The sequence below is a fragment of the Pontibacillus marinus BH030004 = DSM 16465 genome, from assembly GCF_000425225.1.
Taxonomy (GTDB): Bacteria; Bacillota; Bacilli; order Bacillales; family BH030062; genus Pontibacillus; species Pontibacillus marinus.
Map to the genome: position 1 here is coordinate 1 of NZ_AULJ01000040.1, position 13,313 is coordinate 13,313.

At 39.6% G+C, this 13,313-nt stretch carries 19 protein-coding genes; 10 read left to right on the forward strand and 9 right to left on the reverse strand.

What is annotated here, in order from left to right; translation table 11 throughout:
• Positions 1-295 precede the first annotated feature (295 nt).
• Positions 296-499: a gamma-type small acid-soluble spore protein gene (locus H514_RS0109360; protein ID WP_027446734.1), complete on the reverse strand. Its 204-nt coding sequence runs from the start codon at positions 497-499 to the stop codon at positions 296-298.
• Between the two features lie 151 nt (positions 500-650).
• Between H514_RS0109360 and H514_RS0109365 the strand changes: the two genes are divergently transcribed.
• The gene (locus tag H514_RS0109365) at positions 651-875 is read left to right on the forward strand and encodes a hypothetical protein (protein ID WP_027446735.1); all 225 of its coding nucleotides are present in this window, start codon (positions 651-653) and stop codon (positions 873-875) included.
• 8 nt (positions 876-883) lie between these two features.
• Here the strand turns inward: H514_RS0109365 and mutY are convergent, their stop codons facing one another.
• A complete protein-coding gene (gene mutY / locus H514_RS0109370) occupies positions 884-1,966 on the reverse strand; it encodes an A/G-specific adenine glycosylase (protein WP_027446736.1) in 1,083 nt (360 codons plus the stop codon).
• A 100-nt stretch (positions 1,967-2,066) separates the two neighbouring features.
• Here mutY and H514_RS0109375 point away from each other — a divergent pair, with 100 nt between their 5' ends.
• Positions 2,067-3,047 carry a metal-dependent hydrolase gene (locus H514_RS0109375; RefSeq protein WP_027446737.1) on the forward strand — a complete coding sequence of 327 codons (981 nt, stop codon included), beginning with the start codon at positions 2,067-2,069 and terminating at the stop codon, positions 3,045-3,047.
• Between the two features lie 65 nt (positions 3,048-3,112).
• On the opposite strand, the gene H514_RS0109380 is transcribed toward H514_RS0109375, so the two are convergent.
• On the reverse strand, positions 3,113-3,406 hold the full coding sequence (locus H514_RS0109380) for a YfhJ family protein (RefSeq protein WP_407946874.1): 294 nt from the start codon (positions 3,404-3,406) through the stop codon (positions 3,113-3,115).
• 107 nt (positions 3,407-3,513) lie between these two features.
• Between H514_RS0109380 and sspK the strand changes: the two genes are divergently transcribed.
• Both sspK and H514_RS24305 read left to right on the forward strand, forming a co-directional pair.
• Entirely contained in the window at positions 3,514-3,666 is a 153-nt protein-coding gene (gene sspK, locus H514_RS0109385; RefSeq protein ID WP_027446739.1) for a small, acid-soluble spore protein K, read from the forward strand.
• Between the two features lie 13 nt (positions 3,667-3,679).
• On the forward strand, positions 3,680-3,856 hold the full coding sequence (locus H514_RS24305) for a YpzG family protein (RefSeq protein WP_081672985.1): 177 nt from the start codon (positions 3,680-3,682) through the stop codon (positions 3,854-3,856).
• 82 nt (positions 3,857-3,938) lie between these two features.
• Here the strand turns inward: H514_RS24305 and H514_RS23975 are convergent, their stop codons facing one another.
• From H514_RS23975 to H514_RS0109405, 3 genes are all read right to left on the reverse strand, one after another.
• On the reverse strand, positions 3,939-4,550 hold the full coding sequence (locus H514_RS23975; protein WP_027446740.1) for a TetR/AcrR family transcriptional regulator: 612 nt from the start codon (positions 4,548-4,550) through the stop codon (positions 3,939-3,941).
• Positions 4,551-4,680: 130 nt separating this feature from the next.
• Positions 4,681-4,947, reverse strand: a complete 267-nt coding sequence (locus H514_RS0109400) for a phosphocarrier protein HPr (protein ID WP_027446741.1) — start codon at positions 4,945-4,947, stop codon at positions 4,681-4,683.
• 1,012 nt (positions 4,948-5,959) lie between these two features.
• On the reverse strand, positions 5,960-6,298 hold the full coding sequence (locus H514_RS0109405; protein WP_027446742.1) for a YfhH family protein: 339 nt from the start codon (positions 6,296-6,298) through the stop codon (positions 5,960-5,962).
• A 103-nt stretch (positions 6,299-6,401) separates the two neighbouring features.
• On the opposite strand from H514_RS0109405, the gene H514_RS0109410 reads away from it, so the two are divergent.
• Positions 6,402-7,061: an SDR family NAD(P)-dependent oxidoreductase gene (locus H514_RS0109410; protein WP_027446743.1), complete on the forward strand. Its 660-nt coding sequence runs from the start codon at positions 6,402-6,404 to the stop codon at positions 7,059-7,061.
• A gap of 41 nt (positions 7,062-7,102) precedes the next feature.
• Here the strand turns inward: H514_RS0109410 and recX are convergent, their stop codons facing one another.
• Positions 7,103-7,909 (reverse strand): recombination regulator RecX, encoded by an 807-nt coding sequence (recX, locus tag H514_RS0109415; RefSeq protein ID WP_027446744.1) that lies wholly within the window; start codon positions 7,907-7,909, stop codon positions 7,103-7,105.
• 120 nt (positions 7,910-8,029) lie between these two features.
• On the opposite strand from recX, the gene H514_RS0109420 reads away from it, so the two are divergent.
• The 5 genes from H514_RS0109420 to H514_RS23980 all read left to right on the forward strand — a co-directional run bounded on the left by H514_RS0109420 (position 8,030) and on the right by H514_RS23980 (position 12,122).
• Positions 8,030-8,932, forward strand: coding sequence for a TIGR01777 family oxidoreductase (locus tag H514_RS0109420; protein ID WP_027446745.1), 903 nt, complete (start codon positions 8,030-8,032; stop codon positions 8,930-8,932).
• A 22-nt stretch (positions 8,933-8,954) separates the two neighbouring features.
• Positions 8,955-10,067, forward strand: coding sequence for an amidohydrolase (locus H514_RS0109425; RefSeq protein ID WP_027446746.1), 1,113 nt, complete (start codon positions 8,955-8,957; stop codon positions 10,065-10,067).
• 364 nt (positions 10,068-10,431) lie between these two features.
• Positions 10,432-10,983, forward strand: a complete 552-nt coding sequence (locus H514_RS0109435) for a GNAT family N-acetyltransferase (protein WP_027446747.1) — start codon at positions 10,432-10,434, stop codon at positions 10,981-10,983.
• Positions 10,984-11,087: 104 nt separating this feature from the next.
• The gene (locus tag H514_RS24650; protein WP_154657358.1) at positions 11,088-11,210 is read left to right on the forward strand and encodes a YfhE family protein; all 123 of its coding nucleotides are present in this window, start codon (positions 11,088-11,090) and stop codon (positions 11,208-11,210) included.
• Positions 11,211-11,693: 483 nt separating this feature from the next.
• Positions 11,694-12,122 carry a helix-turn-helix domain-containing protein gene (locus H514_RS23980; RefSeq protein ID WP_161625882.1) on the forward strand — a complete coding sequence of 143 codons (429 nt, stop codon included), beginning with the start codon at positions 11,694-11,696 and terminating at the stop codon, positions 12,120-12,122.
• A gap of 61 nt (positions 12,123-12,183) precedes the next feature.
• Here H514_RS23980 and H514_RS0109450 read toward each other — a convergent pair whose 3' ends face one another.
• Both H514_RS0109450 and H514_RS0109455 read right to left on the reverse strand, forming a co-directional pair.
• On the reverse strand, positions 12,184-12,714 hold the full coding sequence (locus tag H514_RS0109450) for a chromate transporter (RefSeq protein WP_027446748.1): 531 nt from the start codon (positions 12,712-12,714) through the stop codon (positions 12,184-12,186).
• Complete coding sequence (locus tag H514_RS0109455; RefSeq protein ID WP_027446749.1) at positions 12,711-13,265, reverse strand: chromate transporter; 555 nt, start codon at positions 13,263-13,265, stop codon at positions 12,711-12,713. The genes H514_RS0109450 and H514_RS0109455 overlap by 4 nt, the downstream gene beginning before the upstream one ends.
• Between the last annotated feature and the right edge of the window lie 48 nt (positions 13,266-13,313).

The window sequence follows — 13,313 nt, forward strand, 5'->3', positions numbered from 1 at the left end:
AAGGTGGGCTGTGGAACGGGTTGACTCCAGCGGAAGAACGGAGTGACGAGACCCCGCAGAGAGCTTGCGAATGAGGAGGCTCGGCGCTTCGTCCGCAGGAAAGCAACCCGTTCCACAGCCCGCCGATCTGCAAAAAAGCAACGGAACCATACGCACTTTATCTCGAAACCAAGTCTTCAAGATAAGGGGGCTTTTCTGGAAGAAGAAATAAAATAAAAGAGCACTCCACTTAAGGAGTGCTCTCTTTTAGGAAGGTCGTAGAGAATTCGGGGGTAACGACTTTCCGTTTATCGTGTTACTGTTGGTTTTTCTTTTGTGCAGACTGTTGGTTCTGTTGCTTAACACGTTGCACATCAGTTTTGCTCTGAGCAAATTCAGCACCGTATTGGCCTTGACCTTGCTGAGCTTGTTGGTTCTGTTGTTTCACGTGTTGAACGTTAGTACCAGCAGCTGTTTGGTTTTGTTGTTGCTGTTGTTGCTGTTGTTGTTTTTTAGCCATCTTAATCACCTCCGCAACAATTAGATTGTGCAAAATCGCAGAGGTTATCCAAAAAAATTAAAACCCATTTATAACCAATAAAGATAAACCGTTCCATGATTGAATAGAACCCTTACCATCGACAAAACATATAGGTAAGGAGGGGTGCAACATGTATGTAGGCCGCGATATGACAGAGCTAACCATGACCAAAAAGGATGACTGGAGCGACTCTGAACTTACCTACTTTCAACATGCTTTAAGTCAAATGGTGCCTTATTTGAATTCAGAAGGTACCACCATCTTACGAGAAATTAATCATGAAATCGAAAGTCGCGGAGGCCTTAGTCGTAAAGAAGCAACTTGGACCTCAGGCACACGACCAATCAGCGATTAGTTTACCGTTTACAGAATGTGCTTCATGATTTTCTGATGAGATACTGGGAATGGAAGTTGTTGCAGTTCTTCTTTTGTAACAAAACGGGCGTCTTCATGTTCAAGTGTCCCGTTTTGGGCTACTCCTGTGACAACTTCTAAATCCCAAATAACATGGGAGAATGTGTGTTTTAACGTATCCATTGTTGTGCCAAATGCAACATCAATTCCATATTCATGATGGAACCATTGCTGAATTTTGTTTCGATCATACTCATGCAATGGCATCATTGGGAACTGCCACATATTTGCTAGTAAACCTTCATCTGATCGTTTTTGTACAACATAACGTCCCATTCCATCTTGGACTAGTACAACAATGTAAGGAACACGTTTTTGTTTCTTTTGAGATGATTTAATAGGCAATTCCTTTTCCTTCCCTTCATGAAAAGCTCGGCAATGTTCTTGAACTGGGCATAACATACATGATGGATTTTTCGGTGTACATACAATAGCTCCTAACTCCATCAAACCCTGATTAAATGCTGAGGGATTCTCTTCTGAAATAGTTTCCCTAATAATCGACTCAAAAATCTTCCTTGTTGCAGGTTTTGCAATATCATCTTCAATCATTAATATTCGAGAAAGGACTCGCATCACATTTCCATCAACAGCTGGAGAGGGAATATTATACGCTATGCTTAAAATGGCTCCCCTTGTATAAGGACCTACGCCTTTTAAAGCACCTAGCTCTTTCTCATTATCAGGGACTTTGCTGTCATAAGAGTGAACAACTTCACGGACAGCCGTTTGTAAATTCCGTGCACGGGAATAGTACCCTAAGCCCTCCCATGCTTTTAATACATCTTGCTCGTCCGCTTCAGCTAGCGCATTTGGTGTAGGGAATTTCTCCATAAAATGATTAAAATAAGGAATAACCGTATCAACACGAGTTTGCTGAAGCATAATTTCGGATACCCATACTTTATAAGGGTCTTGATCTTGTCTCCAAGGAAGCTCTCTTTGCTCTTGTTTAAACCAATGGATAAGGTCTTGTTGAAATTGTTGTTTATCAAAACCTTCAAGGATTTTTACAGTTTGTTCATTTTTCACTACGTTCACCCTTTTTGTTACAATTAGAACATTCAAATGATTATATGGCTTTATTACTTTTATATACCATCCCACATACCTCAAAGGAGGAAACCTATAAATGGATACAGGTACCCATACTGTAATGGGGGTTGCCCTTGGTGGCTTAGCAACATTAGATCCAGCTGTTCAACAAGACCCAATGCTATTTAATGCTGTTTTTGTAGGCACCATGATTGGATCCCAAGCTCCAGACTTAGATACTGTATTAAAACTAAGAAATAATGCCGTCTATATTCGAAATCACCGCGGAATAACCCATTCTATTCCTGCTATTTTATTATGGGGAATCGGACTTTCAGGAGGTATTTTTGCTTTTTACCCTCAAGTAGACTTTTTCCATTTATGGCTGTGGACTTTCTTAGCTGTCATTTTACACGTATTGGTTGATGTGTTTAATGCTTATGGTACACAGGCTTATCGCCCATTTACCAAACGATGGGTAGCATATGGGTTTATCAATACGTTTGACCCATACATCTTCCTTCTTCATGTAGTTGGAATTATCGCTTGGTTATTAGGAGCAAACCCTGGTTATACGTTTCTCATTTTGTATTTTGTGATCATACTGTATTACTTGAAGCGTTACTTTGACAAGCGCCAAATGGTAAAAGAGATCCAAAACTATTATACAAATGTGGAACAAATTGTTACTTCCCCAACAATCCGTCATAACATTTGGCGCATTGCCATCACCACAAGAGATCATTTTTATGTAGGTCGTGCTGAAAATGGTCACATTGAGATTATTGACCAATTTTATCGTAAGCCGTTACCTGACATCCCACTCATGGATAAAGCGATTCAGGACGAAAACCTTGCTGCCTTTTTGTCATTTTCGCCTGTTTATCGTTGGGAGGTCGATGAATTTGATGACTATACAGAAGTTCGCTTTATCGACTTACGTTACCGTTCAAAAGGGAGATATCCTTTCGTAGCCGTTGTTACACTCGATGATGACCATAACATCCTATCTTCTTACACTGGATGGATTTTCTCTGAAGAGAAACTGCAGAAAAAATTGGATGCTGTACCGACCTGAAAAGATTGATCTGCAATATAAAATCCTACCGCTCTGAAATAGAGCGGTAGGATTTTTTCGTTTTTTTAATGCAATCTGCGGTCCTCATCTTGCAATAAATGCTCATATCTTGGGTTATTTGAAACAAAGTCATGAAGGCGCGGGCCATAGCTATTAATCCATTGCGTTACAATACGCTCTGTAACTTCTTTCCCTTCATATTCACGACCAGCTTTTGCACGTGTCGTTTCAAAATCTTCCCACAAATATTCAACCCAAATACGCGCTTGCGTCATAGACAATTCATTATTCATATCGCAAAGACGATTGGCTAATCGTTCAAAAATATCTTCCATGTCAATCACCTCTATTGTTTCCAACTTTCCTCTCCCATTGTATCACATATGTCCTGCAGTTGATGAACATACTAATCATACACCTCAAAAAAGGTGTACATGCGAACAGTTATAGGCTGGAGGTATTTTGTATGGTACGAAATAAAACTGTGCATTTCCCAGAGGAGAAACCTAATGGTGAACCTCAAGCAAAACCCGCATACGCTTCCAAACGAGCGAACGGAACGATCAACACCCGTCCTCAGGAACGCATGCGTAAATCTTCCCAACGTACAGATTCTTAGGAGGGATCCTGTTATGGCCAATAATAAACCGGAAAAACGACCAGATAAGAAGTTTTTCAAGAATTTATACAGCGACCCTTTCCAATCACCACGCGCTAACCCAAAACATGCATTCGATCAAGTGAATGGTGAGACACAACAAACGCAAGCTGAGTATATTACGCAGGTTCAAATGCGTAAACGTTCTTAGCTCGTCCACCGCTTTGTCGAATTTAAATTAAAACGTAACATCTACTGGGCTGAAAAAGGGGAGGTCTTTTACCTCTCCTTTTTTATTTCATGATAAAATTGATTTTCTTTTTTATACCTTGTCGAAACTGCTCTTCTGTATGACTTTCCTGATAAATATAAATGAGGAATTCAAAGGCAAGCGTGCTATAAATCGTTTCCGCTGCCTGGACCGAATCAAATGAGTCATCTAAGACACGCTTCCCTTTTAAATCATCAAGAAATTCAATCAAATCATCTACAAATAAAAAATCTAGTTGGATGAACTTTTTTATCATTTCGGGCTTCGATTTAGCTAAAGATAACCCAAGTGACATTACTTCTTTCATCATTTTCTTTCCAAACAAACGATAACTGTTTAAACGATTCATAATGTAGTCATAAACAATCTCTGATGCAGCTTTATTCAAATCCGTCTTGGCAAAAGTTATTTCTTTGGGATCTTGATCTAACTGAAACTCATTTGCCAGCACTTCAATAAACAAATCACTCTTTGATTCAAAAACCTTAAGAATTTCGCTTTCTTTAAGATCCGTTTCTTGTGCAATTTGATCAAGAGAAGTTTCCTCGAATCCTTGATTTATAAATAACGGCTTAGCAGCACTTAAGATAACCTCTCTTTGCTTTTCTTTAGTACTTTTAAAACCAATCCCCATTGCCCCCACTCCTTATTTCGGAACTATGTTTATCATAACAAAATTAGGTAAGGAGAAAAATGTAGATACTTATTCCATGAATGAAATAAAAAAAGCAGCCCCTATAAAAAGAGCTGCTACCATAAACTTATTATTCACCTAGACCTTGGTCTTTAACAACGTTGATAATTGCTTCAAGTGCTTCGTCTTCGTCGCTACCTTCAGCTTTGAATGTAACCTCTGCACCAGATGGGATACCTAGAGACATGATTCCCATGATGGATTTTAAGTTTACATCTTTACCATTGTACTCAAGATTGATGTCTGCTTTGTATTTCCCTGCTTCTTGAACAAGTACTGTTGCTGGACGTGCGTGAACACCGTCGTTCGCTGTAATTTTAACCGTTTGTTGTGCCATGAAAAATCTCTCCTTTATAAAAATGTTATGCATGAACTTCCTATTATAGCTTCTACCCTATTAGGGTAACCGATAAAGAAGTTATTATTGTGTAATGTTTTTACCAACAATAAATATGCGCTTTATCGAATGTATTGGAGGAATGATCCATACTTAAATATGTATATGGAAACGATTCCCTTTCTGTCTTTAGTGTGTCAAAACACTAAAAAATTATAAAATACCCATGAAGAAAATGCAACCGACTTCAAAAATTCTTCACAAAAAAGCTTCTATTCTTACTTCATTATAGCCCCCTTATCTTGAAGACTTGGTTTCGAGATAAAGTGCGTATGGTTCCGTTGCTTTTGTGCAGAGCGGCGGGCTGTGGAACGGGTTGCTTTCCTGCTGCCCCACACGACGTGGGGTAGTTCGGTGTTGCTACAGAAAGTAGCGGTTTTAACCGAACTTCATTGTTAACTTTAAAGCCTCCTCATTCGCAAGCTCTCTGCGGGGTCTCGTCACTCCGTTCTTCCGCTGGAGTCAACCCGTTCCACAGCCCACCTTTACCGAATGGTGACTAACGGAACCGCCGTAGTTCTGGGAGAGGATGTTCTGATTCCAGGTAGTATAATTCTATCATGCAAAGGTCTGAGCAGCTTCTATGACTATGATTTCCAATACATATGAGGTGGGAAAGTCCAAATTATGGTCCGTTAGCCTCCATAATCGCGTGGAGGGAAGGAAACGGCAAACTGTCGTGGTAACAAAGGGAAGACGAGACCCCGCAGGCACGAGGAGGCTCGGCTATACTATGGAGGTTCTACTAAAACCGCCACATCATGTGGCAACGTAGAACTACCCCACGTCGTGTGGGGCAACAACAGGCTTGCCGTTTCACTGACCGGAACAAATTACTCATCAGCAACGGACTCCTCTCAGTTTCAAGTCTTCAACAATCCTGCCATATAAATGATTAATTATTTATAATACACAAGCAGCCTTTGTTACCAAAGACTGCTGGAAGAATACTTTAATTCACTTTCGGTCCAAACATTGAAATCGGCAGTGCTTCTTCACCTTGTTCACCATGAATTGCGCCATTTTGATCCTTGCGTGTCCCCCATGCAAAAACACCATTCATATAATCAATTTCAAAAAACATGCCTGGGTCACCATCTATTTCATATACTTCACCTGATTTGAAATCTCCTGGATTCATCATATAGGATTTGGCCATAATAATTTTACGTTGATAAACCGCATACTCATTGACCATGCCCATTTGTTCAGCTTTTCTTGCTTGTTCTGTAAGCTGCGCCACTGAATCACGAAGTTCCTCTATTGTCATATCACTATATCTTCTTTCCATTTTCTGAACACCCCTTTGTTTTACATTTTAGCAACGTTTGTACACAATAGAAAATGAATAATTTCAACAACAATGATCCCAACATGAGAAAGGAGCTTACATGATGGCTTATATTGCAATAACCGGAGCGGGTACAGGACTTGGTGCTGCGCTTGCAGAAGAATATGCCAAAAAAGACAACTACATTTACTTATTAGGAAGAACAGAAGATAACTTATCCATCGTTCAACGTAACATTGAGGATGCAGGTGGAAAGTCAGAAGTGATTTTATGCGATGTTACTGAACCTGCTTCTGTCAAAGAAGCGGTCAATAAAATGGAACACCTTGATGTTCTGATTAACAATGCGGGTATTGGGGTGTTCGGTCCTGTTCAGGAATTAGATAGTACAGATATCACACTTATGATGAACACCAATATCAAAGGTACGATTTATATGACTCAGGCTGCTCTACCATTAATCCAGCCAAATGGAGGGCGTATTCTAAATATTATCTCTACAGCTGGCTTGCGTGGTAAAGTGAACGAGTCTGCTTATTGTGCAAGTAAATTTGCTCAACGTGGTTTTACAGAAAGTCTTCAAAAGGAATTTGAGGATACAAACGTTGATGTAACAGCAGTTTATATGGGAGGAATGAACACACCATTCTGGGAGGACTCCGACCATGTCGACAACCCTTCCAAGCTAACATCTCCAATGAATGTTGCTCAGTACATTATCGAGCATGATGATGGACGTAATGAAATTCATGTAAGTAAATAAGAAAAGCAAAAGCGCCCTGAAAATTCTCCAGGGCGTTTTCCTTATTCTCCACCATCCACATATTCTTCAATAAAACGCTCTATCAACTCAAATGAAAAGCCTTTCCGATAAAGAGCACCTTTCAACTTATGCTTTAATTCAAAGCCTTCAGCCTTTTGAGCATATTTTCTTAACGCTTTTTCACCCTGATAAACGACTGCTTCCCATTCCGCGTCCTCATCATTTTCATCTTCGACATTTGCCATTGCTTCTGTAATAACGTCTTTAGGAAACCCTTTTTGCATGAGTGTCTGTTGAACCTTTTGAATTTGTTCACGGAAGGATTTTTTTCCGTCTAATCGAAGCTTTTTCTCTACCCATTTTGTTGCTTTTTCTACCTGGACATCAAACGCATAATGTTGCATGGCATCCTCGGCTACATGAGGCGAGACACCCTTTTCGATTAATTCCTTTTTCACTAGCATAGGGCCTTTACTTGATGTATGGATACGTGTACGAACCAATGCAGCTGCAAATTCTCCATCGTCTATGTAATTCTCTTGCTTGAGTCGATTGACTACATATTCTATTTTCTCTTCATCAATTTCTTTCTCATCTAAATATATACGAATTTCCTTTTCTGAGCGCATCCGATAGCTTAAATAGTTAATAGCAAGGGTAAATGCTTTATGGAACCCATCTTTACGGACCAAATCATCGATCGTTTCCTGATCAATTTCCATCCCTTTTCGAAGGGTATGCTGAACAAGTATATCCTCATCAACACTAAAGGCATACTGATCATCAACAAAAATATTATATCGTTGTTTATTCTTTTTTTGAGTCGTGATTCGCGAAATCTTTGGCACGGTTCTTCACCTCAATTATATTTTAGCAAAATTTAATAGAAAATTTCAGACAATGAAACTTATATCGCTTTTTAAGCAAAACTAATATAAACTAAATGTAATGAAATAGGAGGTTTTCTCATGCGTATTGCTGTGACTGGAGGAACAGGTTTTGTAGGAACACACTTAACACGCCAGCTCGCCCATGAAGGACATGAAATTATCATATTAACGAGAAGTCCGGAAAAGCATTACAATACAGATCAGATTAAATATGTCGGCTGGTTAAAGGAAGGGATGGAACCTGAAAAAGAAATTCAGAGTCTTGATGCCATCGTGAACTTAGCAGGAGAAAATTTAAATAGTGGTCGTTGGACTGAAGACATGAAAAAACGTATCATGAATAGCCGCATAGAGGCAACAGATGCTGTGCTGGATCTTATTGAGAAATTGGAGCAAAAACCAGATGTACTTGTAAATGCATCTGCCGTTGGGTATTATGGGACATCCCAAACCGAAACCTTTACAGAAAAAACAACAACACCTGGCGATGATTTTTTAGCTGATGTTGTAACCGAATGGGAACGACGCGCTCACAAAGCTCAGCAATTTAAAGTGCGTACGGTCTATATGCGGTTTGGAGTTATTTTAGGTGAGGAAGGCGCACTGCAGAAAATGGCTATGCCCTATAAGATGATGGCAGGTGGCCCTGTTGGAGATGGTGAGCAATGGATGTCTTGGGTACATATTCAAGATATTGTTGGGTTAATCCTTTTTTCCATCCACAATTCCGATATCATTGGCCCCGTGAATGCTACGGCACCTAACCCTAAACGAAACAAAGACTTAGGTAAAACCATAGCCAAAGTTCTAAATAAACCGCACTGGTTACCAGCTCCTTCACCTGCTTTAAAGTTAATGCTCGGTGAAATGAGTATGTTGTTATTACAAGGTCAATATGTATATCCACAAAAAGCTCTTGATCACGGATACGAATTCAATTATCCACACCTTGAGCCAGCTTTGAGAGATATCCTTCTATAAAGAGAGGAAAAACCGATACAAAATGCAAACGATCATTAAAAATGTACAGATTCATCCTATTACTTCAGAAGTAATAGAAAGAGGGGAAGTTTTGATTGAGAATGGTAAGATAGTTGCCTTCGGTAAGAGTGTTGAGCATGAAAACGAAGCTGACATCCTTGATGGCGAAGGGCAACATCTTTTCCCTGGATTTATTGATGTTCACACACATCTTGGCTTATATGATGAAGGCACAGGATGGGCAGGAAACGATGCAAATGAAACGATCGATCCGTTAGCGCCACATATACGAGCTCTAGATAGCTGTCATCCTCTTGATACTGCTTTTCATGACGCTCGTAAATACGGGATCACCTCTGCTCATATAATGCCTGGGAGTCAAAATATCATTGGTGGAACAACCTCGGTCATTAAAACAACTGGAAAAAATATAAGTAACATGCTTGTGAGAGAAACAGCTGGATTAAAACTTGCACTTGGTGAAAATCCAAAGCGGATCCACTCGCAATCCACAAACGATTCAATCACACGAATGGGAATTATGGGGATGTTGCGAGAAACATTCACTAGAGCTCAATGGTGCGAGCACCCTGAGGATCCTCGTAATGCCCCTATCATTCAAGCTCTTAAGCGCGAAATCCCAATACGAGTTCATGCTCACAGAGCAGATGATATATTAAGTGCAGTTCGCTTTGCCGATGAATTCAATCTTGATTTGCGTATTGAACATTGTACAGAAGGTCATTTTATAGCAGAGGAACTTGCAGGACGTGATCTACAAGTCTGCGTAGGTCCTACCCTTACTCGAAAATCAAAAATCGAAGTTAAAAATAAATCTTGGCAAACGTATCAAACGTTAACGGATCACGGGATTAATGTCTCCATTACAACTGACCACCCTTACACACCTATTCAATATTTGAATGTTTGTGCTGCTCTCGCTGCCAGAGAAGGGTTATCCCTTGATAAAGCAATGGAAGGCATCACGATTCTACCTGCTCGTAATCTAGGTGTGGATAACCGAATCGGAAGCATTGAAGTTGGCAAGGATGCTGATTTGGTTCTTTGGAACGGCCATCCTTTTGATTTTTTAGCGAAACCTATATGGACCATGATTAATGGTGATATTGTATAAAACTAGAACGGCATTCTTTTGGAATGCCGTCTTTTTTTGTGATCATGAATTAATACTCTATCCCTTTAGCACCAAGGGATAAGCCCATTTGAAAAGTTTACAAAAAATCAACAAAAAACCTATTCCCTTTTTGGAGAAAATCGATTATGATTAATCTAGAAATTATGATGAGAAATCATACGTTTTTACAATACAATTTCCCAGGGAAGGCAAATGGTGCGTCACCGGCTCAGGCTGGTTCTAGTGGGTTCGATTCCCACCCCGGATTTTTGTGAGCAACTGATAAAAATTCGAGGGTGGAATCGACACCACTGGGGACTCCCCTGTCTTTTTCTGCCCTCTTGATACCAGGAGGGTTTTTTTTATGTTAAAAAAGCGAGATTTGTTGGAGTCCCCAGTGTTATTTGATTTAATGTCACACCCTGATGTTTTCCCTTACGTACGACACAAGTGCTACTCATCAGATGAGTTCTACTTCCTAACAAGACAAACATTGGAAGCTGAAGAAAGTGGAGAACTTATCTCCCGTACGATTTTGGATGAATGGCATCAACCCATTGGCACAATTAATCTATTCGACATCCAAGACAACACTGGGTTTTTAGCAACATGGATTGGTAAACCGTATCACGGAAAAGGTTACAATCAAGTAGCAAAAGACGCCTTCTTCTTAGAGTTATTTTTTGAACTAAATATCGAGGCGGTATTTATGAAGATTCGTAAAACAAATATTCGTTCTCAAAAAGCTGCAGAGAAACTATCCTACTGCATAAAAGCTAACGAGTTATACGAGGATGTTTACAACTATATTAACGAGAAAGAAGATGTTTTTGACCTTTATGTTATTACAAAGAATCAGTATGAGTTCCACTACTATCGCACAGCAGATGCAGATGAACACGCACAAGAAGCATAATAGTTTTTAAAAGGGTGCCTCTCTACTCTATGGAGATGCACCCTTTTCGTATATTTCCCACCTTAACAGGCAATACTGTGAACAATATATGAGGAGGTTTTGATATGAAATCCAAAGCAAGAGCAGTACGCGAAGAGAAAAGTAAGCTTTCTAAAACCCAAGAGGTTCTTTATTCTAAACAGTTTGATCGTGCTAGTAAAATCCAAAGAAACACAAAAAAATCGTAGGATTAAAATTATCAAAAAAGGGTACATAGATACTAAAGGATTTGTCATAATCCTACTCCCCCCTGTTGAAGAAAGTTATCCACAGCATTGTGCACAATGTGAACAACCATGTCGACCCCCTGTTACACATATGGTGGTTTTGTGCATAAGGTTGTGTGGATAACTTTCTTTCTTTATGTGGATAATGTGAATAAAAACTTTAATTATGGATGTATAAACTGTTGAGAATGTGGATAAAACTGTGAATAAGAGATTGTTCCACTTCTAGCATCATTAATATGATGTGCACAGATTCCTCCCCTTTTATCGTGCAAGGAAGTAAGGGCAATCAACTGTTAGCGACTGTTCACTCAGTCGCTTTTTTTATCTCATTTTGTTCTCATTTGGAACATATGGAAATATGTTCGTGTAAAGAACAACCAAACGCCATTTTATCCCTCTAAATCATGGTACGATTTATTGAAACAAGGATTTAGAATGGTTGTGAGAGTTGTGGATTTTAATATCTCTGAGAACATTACATACTTCCGTCAAAAATATGACTGGTCTCAAACTCAATTAGCTGAAAAACTAAATATATCAAGATCCACGGTTTCAAAATATGAAAGTGGCCGTCAAATCCCTGATTTAAACACGCTTAAAAGGATCAGTGAGGTATTTGATACGACCCTCGATCAGCTTGTTGGCCTCCCTCTACCAAAAGATGCCTTGTTACGAGAGTTTGAACAAGTATATCAAGCTGAAGAGCAAGCTAACATTAGCCAACATGATATGGTGAGGATCATCAATTACTTGTATATGAACGAAGAGTTTACTGAAGAACTACTACGGTTACTTCAACTTCCTAAACGCAAACAAAATGTCGTACATTCTTCTTTTCAAAATTTAACTTCGAATATAGATAAGTTATAAAAGGTGAACCATAAGAAAGAGCTTGGATTTAAATAATCCAAGCTCTTTTAAATATCTAATGTTAACTCATGAAAAGCGCACCATACCCCAGTGCTCCAACTATAACAAAAGCTGGATGTAGTTTTACTTTCTCAAGCAGAATGAAACTCGTGGCAATCAGAAAGCTCGTATGCCAAAACCCTCCACCTTCATAAGAACTAAAGAAGAAACGAAAGGCAATGAGTCCTAATAACACTGCGATCGTTGGTCTTATGTACATGGTCATTCGTTTGACTTTAGGTGAGTCTTTATATTTGTATAAGATACTTAATAATGCAATCATCAAAATCAAAGATGGGGCAACGGTAGCAAAAATCCCGACAGCAGCCCCCGCTATACCTGCTTGTTGAAAGCCAATGTACCCTGCCATTTTCGTCGCAATCGGACCTGGCAACGCATTTCCCATCGCTAATACCTCACTGAACTCATTGACCGATAACCATTCATACCGTTTCACAACCTCATTTTCAACAAGAGGGATGGACGCTGGCCCACCTCCATACCCTAGTATCCCGGGGATGAAGAAAGCTAAAAAGATCTTCCATAAAATCATGAAGATGCCCCCTCAACGTTTTTATCTTTTTTCAGAAGAGCTGATATAAGTAACAAGGCAATGATGATCCCAGGATGAATATTTAGCCATTGCATAAGAAGTCCTGTAACAATAGCTAGAATAATAGTAGGCATCCACCCTAACCCTTGTTTCGATTTCTTCACAAATTGCCAAGTCAGTACAGCTAGCATCACTCCAACCACCGGTACGACGGCTTGTGTCATGCCTTGAACCCAAGGTTGATCTTTGAGGGAAGCAAGAGATGTGAGTAAGATGATCATAAGAATGATAGTAGGAATAATCGTAGCTAAAACTGCATTGAGCATCCCCATGAACCCTTGAACTCGATATCCAATATATCCTGCCATTTTCGTAGCTATTGGTCCAGGTAGCGTATTCGCTAAAGCGAGTACATCAGAAAAATCATCCTCACTCATCCACTTATATTTTTCTACAACCTCTTTGTGAACGAGCGGAATGGACGCAGGACCTCCTCCATAACCGAGCATCCCTACTCGGAAAAAGGCTAAAAATATATGTAATGCTTTCATGTTGAGTTATCCTTTCTATTAAATATGAAAAGGGGCAAGGTCGCCCCT

What these genes read in the sequence shown, in the direction of transcription:
- H514_RS0109360 (WP_027446734.1), bottom strand. Translation starts at nt 499, where the DNA reads ATGGCTAAAAAACAACAACAGCAACAACAGCAACAACAAAACCAAACA.
- H514_RS0109365 (WP_027446735.1), top strand. Translation starts at nt 651, where the DNA reads ATGTATGTAGGCCGCGATATGACAGAGCTAACCATGACCAAAAAGGAT.
- H514_RS0109375 (WP_027446737.1), top strand. Translation starts at nt 2,067, where the DNA reads ATGGATACAGGTACCCATACTGTAATGGGGGTTGCCCTTGGTGGCTTA.
- sspK (WP_027446739.1), top strand. Translation starts at nt 3,514, where the DNA reads ATGGTACGAAATAAAACTGTGCATTTCCCAGAGGAGAAACCTAATGGT.
- H514_RS24305 (WP_081672985.1), top strand. Translation starts at nt 3,680, where the DNA reads ATGGCCAATAATAAACCGGAAAAACGACCAGATAAGAAGTTTTTCAAG.
- H514_RS23975 (WP_027446740.1), bottom strand. Translation starts at nt 4,550, where the DNA reads ATGGGGATTGGTTTTAAAAGTACTAAAGAAAAGCAAAGAGAGGTTATC.
- H514_RS0109400 (WP_027446741.1), bottom strand. Translation starts at nt 4,947, where the DNA reads ATGGCACAACAAACGGTTAAAATTACAGCGAACGACGGTGTTCACGCA.
- H514_RS0109405 (WP_027446742.1), bottom strand. Translation starts at nt 6,298, where the DNA reads ATGGAAAGAAGATATAGTGATATGACAATAGAGGAACTTCGTGATTCA.
- H514_RS0109410 (WP_027446743.1), top strand. Translation starts at nt 6,402, where the DNA reads ATGGCTTATATTGCAATAACCGGAGCGGGTACAGGACTTGGTGCTGCG.
- H514_RS0109420 (WP_027446745.1), top strand. Translation starts at nt 8,030, where the DNA reads ATGCGTATTGCTGTGACTGGAGGAACAGGTTTTGTAGGAACACACTTA.
- H514_RS0109425 (WP_027446746.1), top strand. Translation starts at nt 8,955, where the DNA reads ATGCAAACGATCATTAAAAATGTACAGATTCATCCTATTACTTCAGAA.
- H514_RS0109435 (WP_027446747.1), top strand. Translation starts at nt 10,432, where the DNA reads ATGTTAAAAAAGCGAGATTTGTTGGAGTCCCCAGTGTTATTTGATTTA.
- H514_RS24650 (WP_154657358.1), top strand. Translation starts at nt 11,088, where the DNA reads ATGAAATCCAAAGCAAGAGCAGTACGCGAAGAGAAAAGTAAGCTTTCT.
- H514_RS0109450 (WP_027446748.1), bottom strand. Translation starts at nt 12,714, where the DNA reads ATGATTTTATGGAAGATCTTTTTAGCTTTCTTCATCCCCGGGATACTA.
- H514_RS0109455 (WP_027446749.1), bottom strand. Translation starts at nt 13,265, where the DNA reads ATGAAAGCATTACATATATTTTTAGCCTTTTTCCGAGTAGGGATGCTC.